The organism is Pseudomonas sp. dw_612, assembly GCF_018449725.1.
GTDB lineage: Bacteria > Pseudomonadota > Gammaproteobacteria > Pseudomonadales > Pseudomonadaceae > Aquipseudomonas.
On the sequence record NZ_JAAVVC010000001.1, the window covers coordinates 664,708 to 688,491 of the forward strand.

Genomic DNA, 23,784 nt, shown 5'->3' on the forward strand with positions numbered 1-23,784 from the left:
GCTCTAACTCAAGCCATACAGGCTATAGCGCTGGGACGAAAATGTTGGTAATTTTCGCCCCGGTGATCACCAGGAGTTCTAATAATGAAAAAAGTAATGCTCAAAACCACCCTTAGCCTCGCCGTTACCTTGGCATCCACCCAGATCTTTGCAGCTGGCTTTGCCATCAACGAACAAAGTATCAGCGGGATGGGTACAGGTTTTGCCGGGCGATCTTCATCTGCCGATGACGCAAGCACAATTTATGGCAACCCTGCCGGCATGTCCCGCCTCAAGCGCGAACAAGTCACCGGCGGCGCTGCAATGCTCGACGCACACACCGACATCAGCCACGCCAGTTCCAGCCCGAACAGCGGCACCAACAAAGGCGACATGGTTCCGTTCATCGCCGTGCCTATGGGCTACTACGTCAAGCCAATCGACGACAAGTGGACCGTCGGCGTCGGTGTCTACGCACCTTTCGGCCTGGTGACCGACTACGAAAGCGGCTTCGGTGGCCGTTATTTCGGCAGCAAGAGCGACGTTAAGGTCGTGACCCTGCAACCGACCATCAGCTACGCCTTCAACGACAAGGTTTCCATCGGTTTCGGCCCGACCATCAACCGCATCGACGGCACCCTGGAATCGAACCTGTCGATCACCCAGGCCGCGCCCGATGGCAAGGTCAAGATCAAGGGTGACGACACCGCACTGGGTTACAACATCGGGATTCTGGCTCAGTTGACCGACAGCACCCGCGTCGGCCTGACCTATCACTCGAAAGTGAAGTACAAGCTCGAAGGCGACACCAAGGTCAATTACGGCGTACTGGGCCTGATCGGCCAGAACCCGAGCCAGAAGTACGACGCGTCGCTGGACCTGACCACGCCTGAATCGGTGGACTTCTCGCTGACTCACCAGATCGATGACAAGTGGACCGTTTACGCGGGCAGCACCTGGACTCGCTGGAGTCGCCTGAAAGAAATCACCGTTGACAACAAAGGTGTTCCGGCCATCCTGAACGGTCAGTTCGGCTCCATCACCGAAGAACAGAACTGGCACGACACCTGGGCCCACGCCATCGGCGCGTCTTACCAGTTGAACAAGCAATGGGTCCTGCGTACCGGTCTGACCTTCGACCAGGCGCCGACCAACAACGTCGACCGTTCCCCACGCATCCCGACTGGCGATCGCAAGATTTTCAGCCTGGGCGCCGGCTGGAGCCCGACCGACGACCTGACCATCGACGTCGCGTATTCGTACCTGCGCGAAGAGTCGGTCAATATCAGCAACAGCAACGACCGTGGCCAGAGCTACGACGCCAAGTATCAAAACTACGCGAACGGTTTCGGTGTCGGCGCGACCTACCGCTTCTGATGATTCAAGGCGAGGCTGAACCGCTCGCCGCCTGAATCGAAAAAGCCCCGCTCTCTTGTACAGAGGCGGGGCTTTTTAATGGGTGTCGATCAGGGTTTCGAAGCCAGGGCTTTCTCGACGGCCTCGATGAATTCAGGGTTATCGGGCTTGGTCAGGCTGGAGAAATTGGCAATCACCTTGCCTTGGCGATCGACCACGTACTTGTAGAAGTTCCACTTCGGCGCGCTGCTCTGTTTGGCCAAAACCTTGAACAGATGGGTCGCATCATCGCCGCGGACTTTCTGCGGCTCGGTCATGGTGAAGGTCACACCGTAGTTGACGTAGCAGACCTTGGCGGTTTCTGCGCCGTCCTTGGACTCCTGCTTGAAGTCATTGGACGGAACACCGATCACCTCCAGCCCTTGATCCTTGTAGCGCTGATACAGCGTCTCAAGGCCTTTGAACTGTGGGGCGAAACCGCAGAAGCTGGCGGTGTTGACCACCACCAGCGGCTTGCCGGCGAAGCGCTGGCACAAATCGATGGATTCCTTGGCCCGCAACTTGGGCAGCGAACCCTGCAACAGCTCGGGACAGTCGGCCGCTTGCGCCAATCCGGTGAACGCCATCAGCAACGCGGGGACTGCAAGCCAGCGTTTCAGCATGTCGGTGCATCCTTGAAAAGTCGTCAGAAAACGAAGTTACTCGCCCTCATATCCGGCTAGCAAGCACCCATGCCCAACTGCATCAACGCCAGTCCGCCCTGATGCCAGCCCCACCACGCCAGGGCCAGCAGCAAAGCGCCGCCGGCAACGGCAATGATTCGCGGCCAAAGACTGTTCATATCGCACTCATTTGGGTTTGCAGCCGCGCCACCGGCCGTTCGCGTACCGGCCAGTTCAGGGCTGCCGCCAACAGGCTCAAAAGAATCGCCACTTGCCAGATCAAGTCGTAGCTCCCGGTCCGGTCATACACCACCCCGCCCAGCCAGCCACCGAGGAATGAGCCGAGCTGGTGAAACAGGAACACAATCCCACCGAGCATGGACAGGTTTCGTACACCAAACAAGGTCGCCACCGTGCCGTTGGTCAAAGGCACCGTGGATAACCAGAGAAACCCCATCGCCATGCCGAACAGATAAGCCGTGGTCGTGGTGACCGGTGCCCACAGGAACAACCCGATCACCACCGCTCGCAACAGATACAGACCGGTGAGCAAACGCGGCTTGGACATCCGCCCGCCGAGCCAGCCTGCGGTGTAAGTGCCGAAGATATTGAACAGCCCGATCAGCGCCAGCACTGTGGTGCCAACGGACGCCGGCAGGTGTTGATCCACCAGATAGGCCGGCAAGTGCACGCCAATGAACACCACTTGGAAACCGCAGACAAAAAAGCCGAACGCCAGCAGCCAGAAACCGGAATGGGAACAGGCTTCGCGCAACGCTTCGGACAACGTTTGCTCATGGCCAAAGGTGGGCAGCGGCTTATCCTTGAGCATGCTCACCAGTGGCACGATCAGCGCCACCAACAAGCCCAGCACCAGCAACGCGGCGGACCAGCCGAGCCAGCCGATCAGCCCCAGCGTACCGGGCAGCATGGCGAACTGGCCGAACGAACCGGCGGCGCTGGCAATGCCCATGCCCATGCTGCGTTTCTCCGGCGGCACGGCGCGGCCGACGACGCCGAGAATCACCGAGAACGACGTGCCCGACAGGCCGATGCCGATCAACAGGCCGGCGCTCAGAGACAAGGTCACGCCCGAGTTGGCAAAGCCCATGCAAATCAGGCCCGCCGCGTACACCACGCCACCGATCAGCACCACTTTTGCCGCACCGAAGCGATCCGCCAAAGCGCCGGTGAACGGCTGCGCCAGGCCCCAGATCAGGTTTTGCAGGGCGATGGCAAACGCAAACGTCTCTCGGCCCCAACCGAACTCGGCGCTCATCGGCGCCAGGAACAGACCGAAACCGTGTCGCACGCCCAGAGACAACGCCAGAATCAGCGCACTCCCCACCAACACCCAACCGCAAGTACGCCACATCGATGTCATTCTTATTCTCCGGTCGCGGGTATATACCCGCTTAACATTGAACAAACCGGCGTCAAGCCAGTTCGTCCAGCAATCTGAGCAAGGTTTCACGTTTTTCGGCGCCCAGTCGGTCAATCAACCGCTGTTGCGCGGCTTCCCAGGCCGGTAAGGCAGCTTTCAGGCGTTCAGCACCGGCCTCGGTGAGCTTGACGATGCGGTTGCGCATGTCTTCGCCCTCGACCAGCATCACCAGCCCTTCGCCTTCCAGCACGCGCAAATTGCGCCCCAAGGTGCTGCGGTCCAGGCCCATGGCCTCGGCCAGGGTGGAAATACTCGGTTGATCCAGACGCTGCAAATTACACAGCAAAGAATACTGGGCAACGTTGATCCCGAAGCCATCAAGAGCGCCGTCGTAATGCCTGCTGACGCCACGGGCGGCGCGACGCAGGTTGATGCATAAACATTGGGAATCGAGCATGGTGCGTGTATATACCCGCGGTTAAATGAAAGCAAGGTTCAAAATTTGTCCAGGCAGGTAGGCCGCCTTCGCGAGCAAGCCCGCTCCCACAGGTGATCGCATTCCAATGTGGGAGCGGGCTTGCTCGCGAAGGGGCCAGCACATCCACCCATTATTCATCAGAGCAGCGCCAACCCCACCAACACCGCCATTTCCAGCAATTCCAATAGTGCCCCTGCGGTGTCGCCAGTAGTCCCACCCAACCGCCGCATCATCACCTGCCGCAACCAGACAAACACCACGACCGCCAACGCGAGTGCCACCAGACCTTTGAAAATGCCCGCGATCAACACACCCACCAGCGCACTGCCCGCCAGCACCTGCCAACCCATCTTGCGCGGCAGGTGATCCGCCAACGCCTGTCCCAACCCACCGGCCCGCACATATGGCGTGGTCAGGAACAATCCCAACAACGCCGCACGCCCGATCAACGGCACAATGATCAAGACAACGCCGTGCCCCTGCTCGATCAACGCCAGCAACGCGGCGAATTTCAGCAACAACACCAACACCAGCGTGACCACCGCAATCGGTCCGCTGCGCGGGTCTTTCATGATGGTCAGGGTGCGCTCACGGTCGCCAAAACCACCGAGCCAGGCATCGGCGCTGTCGGCCAGACCGTCCAGGTGCAGCGCACCGCTGAGCAACACCCACACCGTCAGCAGCAGCGCGGCATGAAGCAGTAAAGGCGTGCCGGACAACAGTCCGTTCAACACCCACAACAGAGCGCCGAACAGCAGCCCGACCAGCGGATAAAACAACAGCGAGCGCCCCAATTCCCGGGGCGCCGGCATGCCTGGCAGACGAATCGGCAAACTGCTCAAGAATTGCAGGGCGATCCAGAACGGCAACATGATCAGAGCACTTCCTTCAACAACACATCGACCCCGACCGACAGCGAATGCAACGACGCATGGGCGACTTCAACGTTGAGCAACTGCTCACGGGGCAAGCCACGGGCCTGGGCCAGCAGCAATTTCATCACGCCGCCATGGGTAATCAGCAGCACCCGCTCGCCTGCAAAAGCCCCGTGCAAGCGCTCGACCGCCGCCAGCACACGCGCGGAAAAGTCCACTACCGGCTCACCTTCCGGCGGCGTAAACGAATACGGATCAGTCCAGAACAACCCCAACGCCTCGGCGCTGGTGTCCATCAACACCGCCGTGCTCTGCCCTTCCCATGCGCCGAAATGCAACTCTTGCAGGTCTTTTTCCAACTGCACGGGCAAACCAAGTTGCCCACCGAGTTCTTCGGCAAACCGCGCGCAGCGCTGCAATGGCGAGCTGACCAGACGATCCCACGGCCCCTGCTCGATCACCGCCGCACGCATCTGCGCCCAACCTTTCTGCGTCAGCGCGTCGTCGAGACTACCGCGCAAGCCGCCGCCGAGTTCAGTCTCGCCGTGACGCAGCAAATCCAGACGCAACGTCATGCCGGACGATCCGCCACGGCCGCTTCAGCGAAGGTCGCCATTTGCCCATGAAGGTCGCAGGCCAGACGCAACAACGGCACTGCCAACGCCGCACCGCTGCCCTCGCCCAAACGCAGACCGAGGTCGAGCAAGGGCTCGGCATTCAGGGTTTCCAGCACATGACGATGACCGGGCTCTGCACCGCGATGGCCGAACAGCAGCCACTCGCGGCACTCAGGATTCAAGCGCACCGCCACCAACGCCGCGACGCTGCAAATAAAACCGTCGACCAGCACCGCCACGCCTTCCTGGGCGCAGGCCAGATAGGCACCAACCAACGCCGCAATTTCAAAACCGCCGAGGTTGAACAGGGTTTGCAACGCATCGCCACTCTGCGCGCCGTGCAGTGCCAATGCACGCTCGATCACTTGCGCTTTATGGCTGACACCCGCCGCATTCAACCCGGTGCCCGGACCGGCCAGATGCACCACCGGACAGTCCAGCAAGGCGCAGGCCAACGCGCTGGCGGCGGTGGTGTTGCCGATGCCCATTTCGCCGCCGATAAACAATTGCGATCCGGCAGCGATGGCGCGCAACACGCTGTCGCGCCCAGCCTGCAAGGCCAGTTCGCCCTGGGCGGCGGTCATCGCCGGGCCGTTTACAAAGTTCGCGGTGCCGGGGCCGACATTCAGGTGGCGCACGCCGGGCAGGTTCAGCGACGGCGTGACGGTGCCGAGGTCGACCACTTCCAGTTGAGCGCCCAATTGCCGCGCCAACACACTGATGGCCGCGCCGCCGGTGACGAAGTTGTGCAGCATCTGCCCGGTGACTTCCTGGGGAAACGCCGACACCCCTTCCGCAACCACGCCATGGTCACCCGCAAAAATCGCGATCCACAGCTGATCAAGGCTCGGCTTGACCTTGCCCTGCAACCCGGCCAGTTGCACGGCAACCGATTCCAGGCGCCCGAGGGAACCGGCGGGTTTGGTCAGTTGCTGTTGACGGGCCTCAGCCTGTTCAACGGCAGCCGCATCGATTGGTTGGCACGGGTTCAGCCACCAGGTTTGAGTCATAACGCAGTACCTTTCAGAGTCAGGGGCAGGCCGGCGACGGTCAGGACAACACGCTGACAGCGCTCAGCCAGGGCTTGATGCAGCCAACCGGCTTCATCGACATAGCGGCGAGTCAATTCGCCCAGCGGCACGACACCCATTCCGGTCTCGTTGCTGACAAAAATGATTTCACCCGGCAGCGACGCCAAGCAATCCAGCAAGGCATCGCGCTCGGCGCTCAGGCGTTCGGGGTTGTCGAGCATCAGCAGATTGGTCAGCCACAGGGTCAGGCAATCCACCAGCAGGCAACGCTCGGCACCGACGTTTTCGCGCAGGACGCGGGCCAGTTCCAGCGGCTCTTCGATCAGCGCCCATTCGGCGGGACGACGGGCGCGGTGATGGGCGACCCGTTCATTCATCTCGCCGTCCATGGGTTGGCTGGTGGCGATATAGGTCACGGGTAAACCGCTGTCGGATGCGAGTTTTTCCGCCAGGCGGCTTTTGCCGGAGCGGGCGCCGCCGAGGATTAGTTGGAGCATGGTGTATTCCTTTCCATTTTCGGTGTAGTGGCGGGCCTCTTCGCGGGCAAGCCTCGCTCCTACAGGATTAGCGTCGTGCCACCTATTTGGGAACAACCGCTTTACCTGTAGGAGCGAGGCTTGCCCGCGAAGGCGTCCTCAAACCCACCTCAAAAACCACAGAGTTCACGCAACAGCGCGGTATCCAAATGCTTCTCCACCAAATCCGCCAACCGCTCGATATCCCGCTCGCGCAAGGCGTGATAATCCACGTCCTGCACATTCTGCAAACCCGCCCAACGCAACAACGCAGCGCTCGCCGCCGGTGATTCAAACAAGCCATGCAGATACGTGCCGAAAATCTGCCCGTCGAGACTTTGCGCGCCATCGCAGCGGCCATCGTCCAACTGCACCGCCGCGTTTTCCAACGCCGGCCCCGTGGTCACGCCAGCATGGATTTCATAGCCGCTGACCTCGGCATTCTCCAACGCCAGGCGCCCACGCACATTGCGCAACTGCTTCTCTTCTTCAAGCAAGGTTTCGAACGCCAGCAAACCCAAACCCGCGCTGGAGCCCGGTGTGCCTTCAAGGCCCAGCGGATCGTGGACGTGTTCGCCGAGCATTTGCAGGCCACCGCAAATCCCCAACACGTTGCCGCCGTAGCGCAGGTGTCGGGAGATCGCCGTGTCCCAGCCGTTGGCCCGCAGGTACGCAAGGTCGCTGCGCACGCTTTTCGAGCCGGGAAGAATGATCAGGTCAGCGGCCGGAATCGCCTGGCCAGGACCAATGAATTGCAGGTCCACTTGCGGGTGTAAACGCAGCGGGTCGAAATCGGTGTGGTTGCTGATGCGCGGCAGCACCGGCACCACCACTTTGAGCACTTGATCGGCTTTGTCGGTCTGGCGCTGATCGATGCCGTCCTCGGCTTCCAGGTGCAGGTCCATCACATAAGGCAGGACGCCGATCACCGGTTTGCCGGTGCGTTCTTCGAGCCAGTCGAGGCCCGGTTGCAGCAAGGCAATGTCACCGCGAAACCGGTTGATGATGAAGCCTTTGACCCGCGCCTGTTCACTCGGCGACAGCAGCTCCAGCGTACCGACGAGATGGGCAAAAACCCCGCCGCGATTGATGTCGGCGATCAGCACCACCGGGCAATCCACCGCTTCGGCAAAGCCCATGTTGGCGATGTCGCCGGCGCGTAAATTGATCTCGGCTGGCGAGCCTGCGCCCTCGACCATCACCACCGGATACGCCGCGCTCAGCCGTTCGTGGGAGGCGAGCACCGCTTGCATGGCGATGGCTTTGTAGTCGTGATACGCGACCGCGTTCATGGTGGTAACGGCGCGACCATGGATGATCACTTGGGCGCCGGTGTCGCTGTTGGGTTTGAGCAGCACCGGGTTCATGTCGGTGTGAGGCTCGAGGTTGGCAGCCTGGGCCTGCACGGCTTGGGCACGACCGATCTCGCCACCGTCGGCGGTCACGGCGCTGTTCAACGCCATGTTCTGCGGCTTGAACGGCACAACGCTGACGCCATGGCGCGTCACCCAGCGACACAACGCCGTCACCAGGGTGCTTTTACCGGCGTCGGACGTGGTGCCCTGCACCATCAACGTAGTCATTGGATGTCCTTGGCGAAGGCTTGCAGGGCGTGTTCGAGTCGGGCTTCTTCGACGGCATCGGCCGGCAAACCGAAACGCAGGCTGCTGTTATTCGTGAACAGCCGCAGCAAGATGCCGCGCCGGGCCATGAACTCATGCAACGCTTCGGCGCGCTCGGTAATCAGCCATTGAAACAGCGCGCAACCGCCCTGAGGTTTGAGGTCGTAGCGCTCCAGCAGCGCGGCCAGGCGTTGGCTGGCCTCATCGCTGCGCAAGCGTTGCCGGGCGTGGCCTTCGGTGTCCTGCAAGCAGACCTGGCCCAGTACTCTAGTCGGACCGCTGACCGCCCATGGCCCGACTTGCTCGGCGAGCAATTTGAGCAACTTGCGCTCGGCCAGGACGAAGCCCAGACGCACCCCGGCCAGGCCAAAAAACTTGCCGAAGGAACGCAACACGATCAACCCGACCTGATTGGCAAACGGCGCCACGCTCAGTTGCGGCGTGTTGTCCATGAACGCTTCGTCCACCACCAGCCAGCCACCGCGCTGGGCGAGGCGCGAGTGCCAATCCAGCAGGCGACTCGGGCTCAGGCTCAGGCCCGTCGGATTGTTCGGGTTGACCACCACCAGCACATCGAGGCTGTCGAGAAAGAAGTCGACTTCCTGCTCCAGCACTTCACGCACGATGTAGCCGTTACGCCGCCACGCTTCGGCATGTTCGGCATAACACGGCGACAGCACGCCGACTTTGCCCGACCGGCGAAGACGCGGCAGCAACTGGATCGCCATCTGCGAACCGGCCACCGGCAGCACTTGGGCCGCGCCGTAATAATCGCAAGCAGCCTGCTCCAGACCGTCATCGGTTTCCGGCAGTCGCGCCCAGGCGCGCGACGGAATCTCCGGGATCGGAAACGGCCAGGGCGCCAGACCGCTGGACAGGTCAAGCCAATCGGCTTCGGCGATGCCGTATTCGAGCGCAGCCTTGCGCAACCGGCCACCGTGCTCAAGCATAGAATTCAGCTCCCACGCAGAGAATCAGCAGCCATAACCATACGCCGCGCTGGACCAATTGCCAGCCACGGTCGATGGAGTCGGCATCCGCCGCCGGGCCTTCGCCCAGTTGCGGACGCTGATGCAATTCGCCGTGATAAATCGCCGCCCCGCCCAATTCGACCCCCAGCGCACCGGCACCGGCCGCCATCACCGGCCCGGCGTTCGGGCTGTCCCAGGTCGGGCCCTGAGTGCGCCAGCATTTCAATGCGAGTCGGGTTTTGCCCAGCAGCGCGTAGGTCAACGCCACCAGCCGTGCAGGAATGTAGTTGAGGACGTCGTCGATTTTTGCCGCCGCCCAGCCGAAGCGTTCGAAGCGTTCGTTGCGATAGCCCCACATGGCGTCGAGGGTGTTGCTCAAGCGATAGAGGACCACGCCGGGCGCACCGGCCACGGCAAACCAGAACAGCGCGGCGAATACCGCGTCGCTGCCGTTTTCCAATACCGATTCGGTGGCGGCGCGGGCGACTTCGGTTTTATCCAGTTCACTGGTCTGGCGGCTGACCAGATAGCCCACGCGTTTGCGCGCTTCCTCCAGGTCATCGCTGCGCAGGGCCTTGGCCACCGGCTCCACATGTTCGCCGAGGCTGCGCATGCCGAGGGCGCAATACAGCGCCAGAATCTCGACCAGCCAACCGACGTAAGGCGCCCAGGATAGCGCCGTGGCCAGCAAGGTCAGCGGCAACACCGCGATCACCCAAGCGGTGACGCCGTGACTGCGCCAGCCACGGCCACCGGAGTTGAATCGTTGCTCGATGCGGTCGGCAAAACGGCCGAACGCCACCAGCGGATGCCAGCGTTTGGGTTCACCCAGCAGCGCATCCAGCGCAACCGCGGCGACACTCAATAACGCCACACTCATTGACTCACTCCCCAATAGTTTTCGTACAACAGTTCACTGAGTGGACGCGCCTGCGCCCAGCCTTCGAGTACCAGCATCGGCGCTGGGTAGAACTCCTTGACCGGGCCGAGGCACAGAACGGCCAATGGCTTGGCACCGACGGGCAAACCCAGCAGGTCGGCCAACGCTTGCGGTTCGAACAACGAGACCCAACCCATGCCCAATCCTTCGGCGCGGGCGGCCAGCCACAGGTTCTGGATCGCGCAGGACAACGACGCCATGTCCATTTCCGGCAACGTGCGGCGGCCGAAGATATGGCGTTCGCGGTCATCCATCAGCGCGGCGACCAGCACTTCGGCGCAATCGTTGATGCCTTCGACTTTGAGTTTCATGAACTCGTCGGTGCGCTCGCCGAGGGCTTCGGCGGTGCGGATGCGTTCTTCTTCCACCAATTGCCGGATCTGGCCGCGCAGGGCTCGGTCGCTGATGCGGATGAAGCGCCAGGGCTGCATCAGGCCGACGCTGGGGGCTTGGTGCGCGGCTTCGAGCAGACGTCGCAATAGATCAGGCTCGACGGTGCCGCCGCTGAAGTGGCGCATGTCGCGGCGTTCGGCGATGGCTCGGTAGACCGCTTCGCGTTCGGCTTCAGAGAATGCGTTGTTGCTCATGGCCTCTTCGCGAGCAAGCTCGCTCCCACAGGAGATCGCATTTCTTCAGGTACTACACCGTCCACTGTGGGAGCGGGCTTGCTCGCGAAGGCGGCCTCAAGGTCAGGCGCAAACAATGCGGCAATCGCTTTCGGATTCGACGGAAAATAAAAGTGCACATAAGAGGCCGTCATCCGCCCCTCACGATAAACCGCCTCCGCCCCACGTCCGCCGTTGGGGCTCAGGCCCCGGGCAATCGGCTCCAGCTCAGTGCTGGTCAACGAATGGTGATAGGTGTGCCCGCGCAACGATCCTTCCGGCAACTCGACCGCTTGCAAGGCCAACGCAGCCAAGCGCTTCTGCATCACCGCATCACCGGCCAGCAGCCCAACCAGTTCTGCGCGAGTGCCTTCGACATCGGTCAAAGAATCGAGCAGATACAGCATGCCGCCACACTCAGCCAGCAAGGGTTTACCCGCCGCGTGATGCGCGCGAATCGCGGTCAGCATCAAGGTGTTCTGCGACAACGCGACATGGTGCAGTTCGGGGTAACCACCCGGCAGATAGAGACTGTCGGCCTCTGGCAACTCGGTATCGCGAATCGGCGAGAAGAATGACAACTCGGCGCCCATCGCCCGCAGCAAATCCAGGCTCGCGCCGTAGGTGAAGGCAAACGCTTCGTCACGGGCCACGGCGATGCGCACGCCTTTGAGCAATGGTTCAGCGGTGATCACATCCGGCGCGGCGAATTCGACCGCCGGTGGCAGCGCTACCTCGCAACTGCTGGCCAACGCATCGGCCGCCGCATCGAGGCGCAGATCGAGATCATTCAACTCACTGGCCTGGACCAGACCGAGGTGACGGCTCGGCAGTTCGATTCCGGTTTCCCGGGACAACGCGCCGTACCAACGCAGACCTTCGGTGAGGCTGCCTTCGAGCAACTGCGCGTGACGCAAGGTGCCGACGCGGTTGGCCAGGACGCCGGCAAACGGCAAGTCCGGCTGATACTTCGCCAGCCCCAACGCCAAGGCGCCAAAGGTCTGAGCCATGGCGGTGCCGTCGATTACACCGAGCACCGGTACGCCGAAGTGCCGCGCCAGATCGGCGCTGGACGGCGTGCCGTCGAACAGGCCCATGACGCCTTCGATCAGAATCAGATCGGCTTCACCGGCGGCTTCCCACAACAGCCGACGACTTTCCTGCTCGCCGACCATCCACATGTCCAATTGATAGACCGGAGCACCGCTGGCGCGCTCGAGAATCATCGGGTCGAGGAAGTCCGGGCCGCACTTGAACACGCGCACCTTGCGCCCCTGATTGCGATGCAACCGGGCAAGCGCGGCGGTGACGGTGGTCTTGCCCTGACCGGAGGCCGGCGCGGCAATCAGTACCGCCGGGCAATGACGTATGCTTTTCATAAAATAGTATTCACAGCTCGACGCCTTTTTGCGCTTTGATCCCGGCCTGGAACGCATGCTTGATCACGCCCATTTCGGTGACGGTGTCAGCCAGCTCGATCATTTCCGGCTTGGCGCCGCGACCGGTGACGACCACGTGTTGCATCGGCGGACGGGCCTGCAAGTCGCTGAGCACTTGATCGAGATCGAGGTAGCCGTGCTTGAGGGCAATGTTCAGTTCATCCAGCACCACCAGACCGATCGACGGATCGCGCAGCAGTTCGCGGGACACTTCCCACGCGGCTTCGGCGGCGGCGATGTCGCGCTGACGGTCCTGGGTTTCCCAGGTGAAGCCTTCGCCCATCACATGAAAGCGCACTTGCTCCGGAAAGCGGCGGAAGAACAATTCTTCGCCCGTGCTGTTGCGGCCCTTGATGAACTGCACCACACCGCACTGCATGCCGTGGCCCATGGACCGGGCGAGCATGCCGAAGGCCGAGCTGCTTTTGCCTTTGCCATTGCCGGTCAGCACCAGCAGCAGGCCGCATTCGTTCGGCGAATTGGCGATGCGTTCATCGATCACGGCTTTTTTGCGCTGCATGCGCGCCAGGTGGCGTTCGTCACGATCAGGGGTATCAGTCATGGGGGAGCTCTCCGTTGAGGCTGGATAACGGCGGGCAGGCACAAGAATAGACGGCAAAAAGCCTGGCATCGCCCACCGTGATGCCGCTGGATGGATCAGGCCGGTCTCCGGGCTCATGAGCGGTTTGCACCGGACTGCGCGCCTTCCCATGTCGTTTTGACACAGTGGCTAAAAGGCGCAGTTTTTCACTCATTTACCGTTGCGGGGGCAGCGCCGGGATCGTGGTTCTTCATTCGTCGAATGAACGCACTCACCGGCTTCCCTGTTTCACTCTGTCGACCAAGGCCACAGAGCACCTGAAGCAAGCCGCGAAGGTTAGAGGGTTGGGGGTGGAGCGTCAATTAAAGCCGGGACACCGCTGGGCGAATAACTGCCATCGATCAATTATCTGACGCCATTCTTGTGCCACACTCTGAGCAGTGATATCAAAGAGCCACAATCTCACAACACAATAACAAAGGTGAGCCCCATGCAAGGCATGATCATCAGCAATCCGAAGCTGGAATTCCTGCGCCCGCTGCTGGAACGCTGGTTTGACTGTATCGACCGTTACAACGCCGTGCGCGGCGATAACGATGCGCCGTACTGGTTCGACGAAAAAGCCAACCTCAGCCTGCTGTCGGCCGCGGCCTGGATGGCGGAAATGGTCACGCTGCAACAGACGCCAACGCGCAAACAGACCGAAGAAGGCGAACGCAATGCCCGCGCCGATCTGTTGATCGCCGCCAGTGAACAACGCGCTTACCTTCAGGCCACCCAGCGCTGGCCCAAGGTCAACAGCCTGAACTTGACACAAGCCTTGGTCGATATCACCGGCGACGCCAAGCGCATCAGCTACGCCAGCGACCTGAAACTCGGCTGTCTGTTCGTCGCCCCGCAAAAAGCCCAGCAAAGTGCGACCCCGGAAGAACTCCAGGACATGGTCGACGACCTGCAAAAGGAACACACCTGCGCCGTGGCCTGGTATTTCCCCTACGCCTACCGCAAGTTGCGCAACGAAGCCGGCCAGTATCACCCGGGCATCGCGGTGCTGTTTAAAGAGGCCCGTGGCTAATCGGTTGAACCATCGCGCTTTTTTACTTCTCTATGTTTAAACAGTGCATTCATAGGGAAGATCAGCATGCGCAAGCCCCAGCTCGTTCTCGTTATCGCGCTCGCCGGAGGGCTTGTTGCCTGCGGCGAGACCTCCAGCCTGCAAGTCACGGACGGCACCGGCCCCTCGCCCAAACTGCCAGAACCGAACAAAACCCTGATCCCGACGGTGAACATCGCCCCGGCGATCGGCTGGCCGGCCGGGGCCAAACCGACTTCGGCGGCGGGGACCCAGGTGGCGGCATTTGCCGAGAACCTCGATCACCCACGCTGGCTCTACGTGCTGCCCAACGGCGATGTGCTGGTGGCCGAAACCAACGCGCCGCCCAAACCGGATGACGGCACAGGCATTCGCGGCTGGGTGATGAAGAAAGTCATGGGCCGCGCCGGCGCCGGCGTGCCGAGCCCGAATCGTATTACGTTGCTGCGGGACAAGGACCACGACGGCGTGGCCGAAACCCGCACGGTGTTCCTGGAAAATCTCAATTCGCCTTTCGGCATGACCCTGGTTGGCAATGACCTGTACGTCGCCGACACCGATCGCCTGCTGCGTTTTCACTATGAAACCGGGGATACGGCAATCAAGTCTGAGCCGATGAAAGTGATCGATCTGCCGGGCGGCACGCTGAATCACCACTGGACCAAAAACGTCATCGCCAGCAAGGACGGCAGCAAGCTGTACGTGACCGTGGGTTCCAACAGCAACGTCGGCGAAAACGGTCTGGATAAAGAAGAAGGTCGCGCGGCAATCTGGGAAGTGGACCGCGCCACCGGCAACCACCGGATCTTCGCCTCCGGCCTGCGCAACCCCAACGGCATGGACTGGGAACCGAGCAGCGGCGCGTTGTGGACGTCGGTCAATGAACGGGACGAGATCGGCAGCGACCTCGTGCCGGACTACATCACCTCAGTCAAGGACGGCGCGTTTTACGGCTGGCCGTTCAGTTATTACGGGCAACACGTCGATGTGCGCGTCGAGCCGCAGAACCCGGACCTGGTGGCCAAAGCTATCGCCCCGGATTATGCGGTCGGCCCGCACACCGCTTCGCTGGGCTTCACCTTCGCCGAGGGCAGCAAACTGCCGACACCGTTTACCAACGGCGCCTTCGTCGGCCAGCACGGCTCGTGGAACCGCAAACCGCACAGCGGCTATAAAGTGATTTTCGTGCCGTTCACGGCGGGCAAACCGACCGGGCAACCGGTGGATGTGCTGACCGGGTTCCTGGATAAAGATGAAAACGCCCTGGGCCGGCCGGTGGGCGTGGTGATTGATCAGCAAGGGGACTTGCTGGTGGCGGATGATGTGGGGAACAAGGTTTGGCGGGTTTCTGCCGTTAAATAAATCTCCAACTGCCAACGCATAGCAAATGTGGGAGCGGGCTTGCTCGCGAAAGCGGTGTGTCATTCAACAATAATGTCGACTGATACACCCTCTTCGCGAGCAAGCCCGCTCCCACATTTTTAATCGGTGACAGTGCTTACCGTTTGCGGCACAGGGTCAATCCATCGCCAATCGGCAACAGCGATAAATCCACACGCCCATCATCCTTCAACGCTCGATTGAGCTTCTGGATCGCCCGAGTATCCACACTCTCGGGATTACTTTCCAACACCCGCCCGCTCCACAACGTGTTATCGAATATCGCCAGACCACCCACCCGCAGTAAACGCAGGGCGTGCTCCAGATAATTCGGGTAGTTGGCCTTGTCGGCGTCGATAAAGATCAGATCAAACTCACCCGGTTGTTCCAGCTGAGCAAGGGTTTCCAGCGCGGGCGCCAGACACAGGTCGATGCGTTCGGCCAAACCCGCCTCCTGCCAGTAACGCCGGGCGATGGCGTTGTAGTCGCCAGGGATATCGCAACAGATCAACGAGCCGTCCTCCGGCAACGCCGATGCCATGCATAAAGCGCTGTAACCGGTGAAGGTGCCGACTTCCAGCAAGCGCCTGGCGCCGATGAGCTTGACCAACAAGGCGAGGAACTGCCCCTGCTCCGGTGCCACTTGCCAGCGGGCCATGGGCAGCGTCTGGGTTTCGTCGCGCAAACGCTTGAGCAGCGGCGTCTCCCTGAGGGAAACGTCGAGCAGGTATTGATACAAGGATTCGTCGAGATTGAGCGTGCGATTGGTCATCACAGTCTCTGCGCAGAAAACCTACTGATTACGCGCCAGATGCTCAGGTTGCAAGACGCGTTTGGCACTGAGATAGGCTTTCTGCCAGTAGGCTTTGGACAAGCTGTCGAGCTTCACCGTGCCGCCGGTGGCCGGGGCGTGGACGAAGCGGCCTTCACCGACGTAGATCCCGGCGTGGCTGACCTGGGAGCCGCCATTGGTGGCGAAGAAAATCAGGTCACCGGTTTGCAGGCCTTCCTTGCCGACATTGGCCGCTTGCATGCTGATCATTTCCCGCGTGGTGCGCGGCAGGGAAATGCCGGCGACGTCGCGGTAGACGTAACCGATCAGGCCACTGCAATCGAATCCGGAATCCGGCGTGTTGCCGCCCCAGCGATACGGCGTGCCCACCAGGCCGAGGGCGCGGAACAGCACGTCTTCTGCCTCTGGGGAGAAAGCCTGGGATGGACCGAAAACAATGGGCGCTCGAACCACGGGCGCAGGCGGCGGTGTGCGGCTGGCGCAGGCGCTGAGCAGCGCGGCGAGGAGCATCAGAGTGAGGCGGGCCGACATCGTCATAAGCAGAACATCCTGATCTGGCTGCGGCTTTTTCTGCCGGGAAGACAGAAAAGAAAACCGCCTGCGCAAGACGCAGGCGGTTTGCCATCAATAATAGATCAGGATTCTAGCGCCTATGCGCCAAACTTCAAGTAAGACTTTAAGTTCGCCTTACATAAAGTGTGCTTACTTGCGAGCGGTGACCACCGTCGGGGCCATCGCGAGTGCGCGCTTGGCTTCGATGAAGGTCTTGCTCCAGTAGCTGTCGCCCAGGCTATCGACTCGCACGCCACCGCTTTTGCGGCTGCTGGAGTGGATGAACTGGTCATCACCGAGGTAAATCCCGGCGTGACTGACGCGACCGCGCCGACCGTTGGTGGCGAAGAACAACAGATCGCCAGGCTTCAGGTTGTTGCGCGACACCAGAGGGGCATCCACGTTGATCATTTCGCGAGTGGAGCGCGGCAGGTTCATGCCGGCCTCTTCGCGGAACAGGTAGCCGATGAAACCGCTGCAGTCGAAACCGGCTTCAGAAGTACCGCCGAAACGGTAACGGGTACCGATCAGGGACATGCCGCGTTCGAGGATGCTGTCAGCCAGAACCGGAAGCTGGTAAGACTTGCCGTCGGCGAAGCTGGCCAGTTCTTTTTCGGTGGCCGTCTCTTCCTGGTAAAGCGCGTCCTGATAAAGGACGGAAGATTGGGCGGTAACAGAGTTTTTAACCTGCTGTTGTTGCTCTTGCTGGGACACTGGAGAGTGAGCAGCGCAACCGAACAACAGGGTGACGAGTGCGAGAGGCACGAGGGGTGCGAAGCGATTTAGCATGGGCACGACCGTGGCTGATAGTTGTAAAGAAGCCGAGACTATGCCCGCTATCAACCTCATTTGCAAATTCAATCGAACTTTATGTGACTTCTCTGTTTCTCGTTTACATCTAAGCGCTTAAGCCCATTTTGAATGTTCGCGCAGCCTGCAGCCCTGCAGGAAAGCGAATTTCTTGGCGCCTGGAATATGCCAAAACCCTCTAAAGGCCTTGGTTTACCAGCCTAGAGTCTCTTTCAAGAACGGGATCGTCAGCTTGCGCTGAGCTTGAAGGGAGGCCTGGTCGAGACGCTCAAGCAGCTCGAAAAGCGCACTCATGCTGCGAGTACCGCGGGTCAAAATAAAATGCCCGACTTCATCCGTCAGGTGCAACCCGCGACGGGACGCACGCAATTGCAGGGCGCGCAATTTATCTTCATCGGAGAGCGGGCGCATCTGGAAGATCAGCGCCAGGGTCAGGCGCGATTTGAGATCCGCCAGCTTCACCGGCAGCTCACGCGGCGAGGTCGACGCGGCAATCAGCAAACGCCGACCGCTGTCACGCAGGCGATTGAACAGATGAAACAGCGCCTCTTCCCAATCTGCTCGGCCGGCAACGGCCTGCAAGTCATCGAGGCAGACCAGTTCGTATTGTTCAAGGTTGTCGAGGATTTCGATGCCGCGATCCAGCAACTCGGCCAACGGCAGGTACACCGCCGGCTCGCCCATTTGCTCGAAGCGCAGGCACGCGGCCTGCAACAAGTGCGTGCGCCCTACCCCGTCCTTGCCCCAAAGGTAAATCAGGCTTTCGGTCCAGCCGGCGTCGGCTTCGCATAGCCGCTCGACATAGCCGAGTGCAGCGGCATTGGCGCCTGGGTAGTAATTGATAAAGGTAGCGTCATCACGCAGACGCACACCTAGGGGCAGCTGAATCGGTTTCATGCTGACTGAACAGTTCCAAAGGAACCGTTAGTGGCCTCTGTGTAAAGTTTGCGAAGTTTATACCCGTGAGGCAGCCCGCACAATGCGGCAGACCACAAGCAAAATCAAAGGTTTGCGTTAACGCACTGGTTTTGTGACAGATTCTTTGGCGGCGCATGTGACAGCCAAGAGAGGGAAGCGGGCCAGCCTGGCAACAAACCAGACCGCCCGTTACGAGCGCTCACACAACGTTAGAGCTCGGGTTCGTCGACACCACTGTACATATCCGAATCTTTGTACAAATCATGCACATGGCGCACCAGCACCATAATCACCGCCGCCACCGGCAACGCCAGCAGCACGCCGGTAAAACCGAACAACTCGCCACCGGCCAGGATCGCGAAAATCACCGCCACCGGGTGCAGGCCGATCCGGTCCCCGACCAGCAATGGCGTCAGCACCATGCCTTCCAGTGCCTGCCCGACCATGAACACCGCCGCGATGCCGAGCATGGGATACAGCTCGCCATGGAACTGGAACAGCCCGGCAATCAACGCCGCGCCAATCCCGATCACAAACCCCATGTACGGCACAATCGCCGCCAGGCCCGCGATCAGGCCAATCAACAGGCCCAATTCCAGCCCGACCAGCATCAGGCCCGCGGCATAGATCACGCCCAGCGCCAGCATCACCAGCAATTGCCCACGCACAAACGCGCCGAGCACTTCATGGCATTCACCGGCCAGCGACACCACACGCTCTTCGCGATCGCGGGGCAACAGGCTGCGGATCTTGGCCATCATCAGGTCCCAATCCCGCAGCAGGTAGAAACTCACCACCGGGATCAACACCAGATTGGCCAGCCAGCCGATCAACGCCAGCCCGGAAGCTGTCGCCTGGCTCAGCACCACGCCGACAATGTCGGTGGTCTGGCCCATGTGCTCGCTGATCGCTGCCTTGAGCTTGTCGAACTTCCAGAAATTATCCGACAAGCCGAATTTCGACTGCGCCCACGGCAACGCGGTGTGCTGCAACCAGTCGAGCATCTGTGGCGCCAGTTCGTACAAGCGAAACAACTGCTTGGCGAGCATCGGCACCAGCACCAACAGCAAGGTCGTGAAGATCAGGGTAAACAGCGCAAACACTGTCACCACACCCCAGGTTCGCGACAACCCGGCCTTCTCCAGGCGATCCACCAAGGGATCGAACAGATAGGCCAACAGCAGCGCCACCAGGAACGGCGTCAGGATCGGATGCAACAGCCAGACAAACGCGCAGAGCAGGACCAACCCACCCAACCAGAACCAACGCCGCGTATCGGCCATGTACAACTCCCTATGCGTCTATATAAAGAAAGAAAACCTTACCAACGGAATCGCAACTGCGGCACAGGTGCCGGAGTGGGCGCTACAACCGGTGCCGCCCCCTCGGTCGGTTGAGCCGGGGCGACGGGGGCCGGCGCTTCACCGGCCGGCACCTCCTGCAACTTCGCCAACGACAACTGCGAGCGCAACTGCTCGGCGCTGCCATTGACCCGATAAACAATACGGTCGCCATCGACACTGACCAGACGCGCGCCAAACGGATCCAGCAAGCGTCCCAGCGCCGCGTAGCGCTCCAGGCTCATGCCCTGCACTTCGAGCAATTGTTCGGTCGAAGCCCCCGCCTTGACCACAAACCGCGGCGCCAAACGCTCAGCCACCGCCAGCATCACCGCATCGGTCACAGCGGCTTGATCCGCGCCCTGCACACTGCCCGCTTCCTTCTGGTCGCCGAGCCACAAATGCCACTTGGCCTGCCATTGGCCGCCCTCCTCGCGGGCATGCACCGCGAGCAAGGCGTCGGCGTTGTAACGTTCGGATGCGCCGCGCAATGGCGCCGCATCCGTGCCTTCAAGATTCGGTGCCGTAGCGACCAGTTGCTCACTCAAATCCGCCAGCGGCAAGCGCAACGGCAAACCACGGTGTTGAGCCGCGCGACGCAGCGGCGCCGCGCTAGCCTGACCATCGCCCACCAGGCTCGACCCCTCGGCGGAGTCGTTCAGCCACCAGCTCAGAATCGATGGCCGATTCGCGCCCCACAACGACAGCCCGGCACGACGCAGCGCCTGCTCGGTGGTGGCCGGGTCGAAATCGACCTTCAGCACTTCCGGCGGCCCGGCGTCAAAGCCGTACTGACTGATGATTTGCTGCGGGTCTTTGCGGATCGCCGCCAAGCCCGGGTTTTGCGCGGCCCTGGGATCGCCGGTCAGGCGCAACACCAGCGTGTCCAGCGCCTCCTGGGTCGCTTGATCGCGCACTTCAGCGCTCTGACTGCTGACCGGCTGACGCACCTGATAAAGGCCTTTCACGGTTTCGGCATAACTCGCCAGGCTGAAAATCGACAAACAACCCACAACTAAATATCTGGAGAAAAAACGCATGGAGGATTCCTGACGACAAGAGCGGCTGGAACTGGCCGCGTGAACGTATTGAGCAAGGCTGTGACCATCGCCCCTGGCAAAACATTCACCGGCCTCGATAAGTTTTTGACGCTGTCATAACGATAGACGGTTAATGGCGATACCTTATACAGGCATGAGGGACGCCACCAACACGGGCAATCACGGTTTTTTTCGGCCGATATGCCCCTGCCGTCGGCGCGAGGATGGCCGCTGCCGCTCAAGCCTGATAAAATCGCGCGCCTTCGCAGACCGGCAACAGCCGGGCCCCCTGGAACTCACGCAAGGCGCTCGCCTTCGTTTGTTTCGGCGGTCCCACTGGACTCGGTCGTTACCCCTGAATCCCCCCTAAAGGCCTGGATCATGAGCAAGCAACCCTCCCTGAGCTACAAGGACGCCGGTGTAGACATCGACGCCGGTGAAGCATTGGTCGAACGCATCAAGAGCGTCGCCAAGCGCACTGCGCGCCCGGAAGTCATGGGCGGCCTGGGCGGTTTCGGCGCCCTCTGCGAAATCCCGGCCGGCTACAAGCAGCCAGTGCTGGTTTCCGGTACTGACGGCGTCGGCACCAAGCTGCGCCTGGCGCTGAACCTGAACAAGCACGACAGCATTGGCATCGACCTGGTCGCCATGTGCGTCAACGACCTGGTGGTGTGCGGCGCCGAGCCGCTGTTCTTCCTCGACTACTATGCCACCGGCAAACTCAACGTCGAAACCGCGACCCAGGTCGTGACTGGCATCGGCGCAGGCTGCGAACTGTCCGGCTGCTCCCTGGTCGGCGGCGAAACCGCTGAAATGCCGGGCATGTACGAAGGCGAAGACTACGACCTGGCCGGCTTCTGCGTCGGCGTCGTGGAAAAATCCGAAATCATCGACGGTTCCAAAGTCGCGGCCGGCGATGCCCTGCTCGCCCTGCCGTCCTCCGGTCCGCACTCCAACGGCTACTCGCTGATCCGCAAGATCATCGAAGTGTCCGGTGCCGACATCGAAAACATCCAGCTCGACGGCAAACCACTGACCGACCTGCTGATGGCCCCGACCCGTATCTACGTGAAGCCGCTGCTCAAGCTGATCAAGGAAACCGGCGCCGTCAAAGCCATGGCCCACATCACCGGCGGCGGCCTGCTGGACAACATCCCGCGCGTCTTGCCAAAAGGCGCGCAAGCCGTGGTTGACGTCGCGAGCTGGACCCGCCCTGCGGTGTTCGACTGGCTGCAAGAGAAAGGCAACGTCGACGAAAACGAAATGCACCGCGTACTGAACTGCGGCGTCGGCATGGTGATCTGCGTGGCTCAAGAGCACGTAGAAACTGCCCTGAACGTCCTGCGTGAAGCCGGCGAACAGCCTTGGGTCATCGGCCAGATCTCCACCGCTGCCGAAGGCGCGGCTCAGGTCGAACTGAAGAACCTTAAGGCGCACTAATGTCCGCCACCTGTGATGTCGTGGTGCTGCTTTCCGGCACCGGCAGTAACTTGCAGGCCTTGATCGACAGCACGCGGACCGGCGACAGCCCGGTCCGCATCGCTGCGGTGATTTCCAACCGCGCCGACGCCTATGGCCTGCAACGCGCCAGGGACGCGGGTATCGATACCCGCTCCCTGGATCACAAGGCTTTCGAAGGCCGCGAAGCCTTCGATGCCGCGCTGATCGAACGGATCGACGCCTTCAACCCCAAACTCGTGGTACTCGCCGGTTTCATGCGCATTCTCAGCGCAGGTTTCGTGCGCCACTACCAGGGTCGCCTGCTCAACATCCATCCCTCGCTGCTGCCCAAATACAAAGGGTTACACACTCATCAGCGCGCTTTGGAGGCCGGCGATACCGAGCACGGCTGCTCCGTGCACTTTGTCACCGAGGAACTCGATGGCGGACCACTGGTCGTACAGGCAGTAATACCGGTAGAGTTGCAGGATTCGCCGCAGAGTCTGGCGCAGCGGGTCCACGCTCAGGAACACCTGATCTACCCGATGGCCGTACGCTGGTTTGCCGAGGGTCGTTTATCGCTCAGTGAACAAGGTGCTTTACTGGATGACACGTTACTCGCGGCCAGCGGCCACTTGATTCGAACCTAGGAGATTTTATGCGTCGCGCCCTGCTCTTCGCTTGCGCTCTGCTCGCCCTGCCCTTCGCGCAGGCGGCAGACCTTCAACCCTTCTCCGCCAGCTATACCGCCGACTGGAAGCAGTTGCCCATGAGCGGCACTGCCGAACGCAGCCTGACCAAGGGCGCCAACGGCGTCTGGACGCTCAGCTTCAAGGCATCGATGATGATCGCCAGCCTGTCCGAGCAAAGCACCCTGACCCTGGACAAGGACACCTTGTTGCCCCAGTCCTACCACTTCGAACGTGGCGGCTTGGGCAAAGCCAAGAAGGCTGACCTGGACTTCGACTGGGCCACCAAAATGGTCACCGGCACCGATCGTGGTGACGCGGTCAAGATCCCGCTCAACCGTGGCATGGTCGACAAATCCACGTATCAGTTGGCCCTGCAACACGACGTGGCCGCCGGCAAGAAAAGCATGAGCTATCAGGTCGTCGATGATGGCGAAGTCGATACCTATGACTTCCGCGTGCTGGGTTCGGAAAAAGTCGACACCAAGGCTGGCCAGATCGATGCGATCAAGGTCGAGCGCGTGCGCGACCCGACACAAAGCAAGCGCATCACCGTCATGTGGTTCGCCAAGGACTGGGATTACCTGCTGGTCCGTCTGCAACAGGTTGAAACCGACGGCAAGGAGTACAACATCATGCTCCTGGACGGTACGGTCAACGGCAAGGCTGTCAAAGGCAGCTGATCCGGCTCGACACAGGAAGCCCCGCGATTGC

Annotated in this window: 26 protein-coding genes and 1 riboswitch; of the genes, 6 read left to right on the forward strand and 20 right to left on the reverse strand. The window is 61.1% G+C overall.

Annotation, left to right across the window (positions count from 1 at the left end; genetic code table 11):
• Window positions 1-84: 84 nt before the first annotated feature.
• Window positions 85-1,356 carry an outer membrane protein transport protein gene (locus HB680_RS03060; protein WP_213937065.1) on the forward strand — a complete coding sequence of 424 codons (1,272 nt, stop codon included), beginning with the start codon at window positions 85-87 and terminating at the stop codon, window positions 1,354-1,356.
• Between the two features lie 89 nt (window positions 1,357-1,445).
• Here HB680_RS03060 and HB680_RS03065 read toward each other — a convergent pair whose 3' ends face one another.
• The 14 genes from HB680_RS03065 to cobO all read right to left on the reverse strand — a co-directional run bounded on the left by HB680_RS03065 (window position 1,446) and on the right by cobO (window position 13,036).
• Window positions 1,446-1,997, reverse strand: coding sequence for a redoxin domain-containing protein (locus HB680_RS03065; RefSeq protein WP_213937066.1), 552 nt, complete (start codon window positions 1,995-1,997; stop codon window positions 1,446-1,448).
• Window positions 1,998-2,053: 56 nt separating this feature from the next.
• Window positions 2,054-2,176 (reverse strand): hypothetical protein, encoded by a 123-nt coding sequence (locus HB680_RS32615; RefSeq protein WP_256735438.1) that lies wholly within the window; start codon window positions 2,174-2,176, stop codon window positions 2,054-2,056.
• Complete coding sequence (locus HB680_RS03070) at window positions 2,173-3,381, reverse strand: MFS transporter (protein WP_213937067.1); 1,209 nt, start codon at window positions 3,379-3,381, stop codon at window positions 2,173-2,175. Before HB680_RS03070 ends, HB680_RS32615 begins: the two co-directional genes overlap by 4 nt.
• A gap of 52 nt (window positions 3,382-3,433) precedes the next feature.
• Window positions 3,434-3,838 carry a MarR family transcriptional regulator gene (locus HB680_RS03075; protein WP_213937068.1) on the reverse strand — a complete coding sequence of 135 codons (405 nt, stop codon included), beginning with the start codon at window positions 3,836-3,838 and terminating at the stop codon, window positions 3,434-3,436.
• A 158-nt stretch (window positions 3,839-3,996) separates the two neighbouring features.
• Window positions 3,997-4,731, reverse strand: coding sequence for an adenosylcobinamide-GDP ribazoletransferase (locus tag HB680_RS03080; protein ID WP_213937069.1), 735 nt, complete (start codon window positions 4,729-4,731; stop codon window positions 3,997-3,999).
• A gap of 2 nt (window positions 4,732-4,733) precedes the next feature.
• The gene (cobC, locus tag HB680_RS03085) at window positions 4,734-5,309 is read right to left on the reverse strand and encodes an alpha-ribazole phosphatase family protein (protein WP_213937070.1); all 576 of its coding nucleotides are present in this window, start codon (window positions 5,307-5,309) and stop codon (window positions 4,734-4,736) included.
• Window positions 5,306-6,361, reverse strand: a complete 1,056-nt coding sequence (gene cobT / locus HB680_RS03090; protein WP_213937071.1) for a nicotinate-nucleotide--dimethylbenzimidazole phosphoribosyltransferase — start codon at window positions 6,359-6,361, stop codon at window positions 5,306-5,308. Before cobT ends, cobC begins: the two co-directional genes overlap by 4 nt.
• Window positions 6,358-6,879 (reverse strand): bifunctional adenosylcobinamide kinase/adenosylcobinamide-phosphate guanylyltransferase, encoded by a 522-nt coding sequence (gene cobU, locus HB680_RS03095; protein WP_213937072.1) that lies wholly within the window; start codon window positions 6,877-6,879, stop codon window positions 6,358-6,360. Before cobU ends, cobT begins: the two co-directional genes overlap by 4 nt.
• 149 nt (window positions 6,880-7,028) lie before the next feature.
• Window positions 7,029-8,480 (reverse strand): cobyric acid synthase, encoded by a 1,452-nt coding sequence (locus HB680_RS03100; protein WP_213937073.1) that lies wholly within the window; start codon window positions 8,478-8,480, stop codon window positions 7,029-7,031.
• Window positions 8,477-9,469: a threonine-phosphate decarboxylase CobD gene (gene cobD / locus HB680_RS03105; RefSeq protein WP_213937074.1), complete on the reverse strand. Its 993-nt coding sequence runs from the start codon at window positions 9,467-9,469 to the stop codon at window positions 8,477-8,479. The genes HB680_RS03100 and cobD overlap by 4 nt, the downstream gene beginning before the upstream one ends.
• Window positions 9,462-10,370, reverse strand: a complete 909-nt coding sequence (gene cbiB, locus HB680_RS03110) for an adenosylcobinamide-phosphate synthase CbiB (RefSeq protein ID WP_213937075.1) — start codon at window positions 10,368-10,370, stop codon at window positions 9,462-9,464. Before cbiB ends, cobD begins: the two co-directional genes overlap by 8 nt.
• Window positions 10,367-11,017, reverse strand: a complete 651-nt coding sequence (bluB, locus tag HB680_RS03115; protein WP_213937076.1) for a 5,6-dimethylbenzimidazole synthase — start codon at window positions 11,015-11,017, stop codon at window positions 10,367-10,369. The genes cbiB and bluB overlap by 4 nt, the downstream gene beginning before the upstream one ends.
• A complete protein-coding gene (locus HB680_RS03120) occupies window positions 11,014-12,414 on the reverse strand; it encodes a cobyrinate a,c-diamide synthase (RefSeq protein WP_213937077.1) in 1,401 nt (466 codons plus the stop codon). The genes bluB and HB680_RS03120 overlap by 4 nt, the downstream gene beginning before the upstream one ends.
• A 10-nt stretch (window positions 12,415-12,424) precedes the next feature.
• The gene (cobO, locus tag HB680_RS03125) at window positions 12,425-13,036 is read right to left on the reverse strand and encodes a cob(I)yrinic acid a,c-diamide adenosyltransferase (RefSeq protein ID WP_213937078.1); all 612 of its coding nucleotides are present in this window, start codon (window positions 13,034-13,036) and stop codon (window positions 12,425-12,427) included.
• A gap of 80 nt (window positions 13,037-13,116) precedes the next feature.
• Window positions 13,117-13,351, reverse strand: a riboswitch (cobalamin riboswitch).
• Between the two features lie 154 nt (window positions 13,352-13,505).
• Between cobO and HB680_RS03130 the strand changes: the two genes are divergently transcribed.
• Both HB680_RS03130 and HB680_RS03135 read left to right on the forward strand, forming a co-directional pair.
• A complete protein-coding gene (locus tag HB680_RS03130) occupies window positions 13,506-14,090 on the forward strand; it encodes a hypothetical protein (protein ID WP_213937079.1) in 585 nt (194 codons plus the stop codon).
• Between the two features lie 66 nt (window positions 14,091-14,156).
• Entirely contained in the window at window positions 14,157-15,470 is a 1,314-nt protein-coding gene (locus HB680_RS03135; protein WP_213937080.1) for a sorbosone dehydrogenase family protein, read from the forward strand.
• 136 nt (window positions 15,471-15,606) lie between these two features.
• Here the strand turns inward: HB680_RS03135 and HB680_RS03140 are convergent, their stop codons facing one another.
• From HB680_RS03140 to HB680_RS03165, 6 genes are all read right to left on the reverse strand, one after another.
• Window positions 15,607-16,260 carry a class I SAM-dependent methyltransferase gene (locus HB680_RS03140; protein WP_213937081.1) on the reverse strand — a complete coding sequence of 218 codons (654 nt, stop codon included), beginning with the start codon at window positions 16,258-16,260 and terminating at the stop codon, window positions 15,607-15,609.
• A 21-nt stretch (window positions 16,261-16,281) separates the two neighbouring features.
• Complete coding sequence (locus HB680_RS03145; RefSeq protein ID WP_213937082.1) at window positions 16,282-16,818, reverse strand: C40 family peptidase; 537 nt, start codon at window positions 16,816-16,818, stop codon at window positions 16,282-16,284.
• Between the two features lie 165 nt (window positions 16,819-16,983).
• The gene (locus tag HB680_RS03150; RefSeq protein ID WP_123510588.1) at window positions 16,984-17,622 is read right to left on the reverse strand and encodes an NlpC/P60 family protein; all 639 of its coding nucleotides are present in this window, start codon (window positions 17,620-17,622) and stop codon (window positions 16,984-16,986) included.
• A gap of 213 nt (window positions 17,623-17,835) precedes the next feature.
• Window positions 17,836-18,540: a DnaA regulatory inactivator Hda gene (gene hda, locus HB680_RS03155; protein WP_054049492.1), complete on the reverse strand. Its 705-nt coding sequence runs from the start codon at window positions 18,538-18,540 to the stop codon at window positions 17,836-17,838.
• A gap of 230 nt (window positions 18,541-18,770) precedes the next feature.
• On the reverse strand, window positions 18,771-19,844 hold the full coding sequence (locus HB680_RS03160; protein ID WP_213937083.1) for an AI-2E family transporter: 1,074 nt from the start codon (window positions 19,842-19,844) through the stop codon (window positions 18,771-18,773).
• A 38-nt stretch (window positions 19,845-19,882) separates the two neighbouring features.
• Window positions 19,883-20,941: a DUF2066 domain-containing protein gene (locus HB680_RS03165; RefSeq protein WP_213937084.1), complete on the reverse strand. Its 1,059-nt coding sequence runs from the start codon at window positions 20,939-20,941 to the stop codon at window positions 19,883-19,885.
• 381 nt (window positions 20,942-21,322) lie between these two features.
• Here HB680_RS03165 and purM point away from each other — a divergent pair, with 381 nt between their 5' ends.
• From purM to HB680_RS03180, 3 genes are read left to right on the forward strand one after another with little or no spacing between them, the layout of a single operon-like run.
• Window positions 21,323-22,381, forward strand: coding sequence for a phosphoribosylformylglycinamidine cyclo-ligase (gene purM / locus HB680_RS03170; protein WP_008148639.1), 1,059 nt, complete (start codon window positions 21,323-21,325; stop codon window positions 22,379-22,381).
• Complete coding sequence (purN, locus tag HB680_RS03175; protein ID WP_213937085.1) at window positions 22,381-23,031, forward strand: phosphoribosylglycinamide formyltransferase; 651 nt, start codon at window positions 22,381-22,383, stop codon at window positions 23,029-23,031. Before purM ends, purN begins: the two co-directional genes overlap by 1 nt.
• An 8-nt stretch (window positions 23,032-23,039) precedes the next feature.
• Window positions 23,040-23,753 (forward strand): DUF3108 domain-containing protein, encoded by a 714-nt coding sequence (locus HB680_RS03180; protein WP_213937086.1) that lies wholly within the window; start codon window positions 23,040-23,042, stop codon window positions 23,751-23,753.
• The last annotated feature ends 31 nt before the right edge of the window (window positions 23,754-23,784 follow it).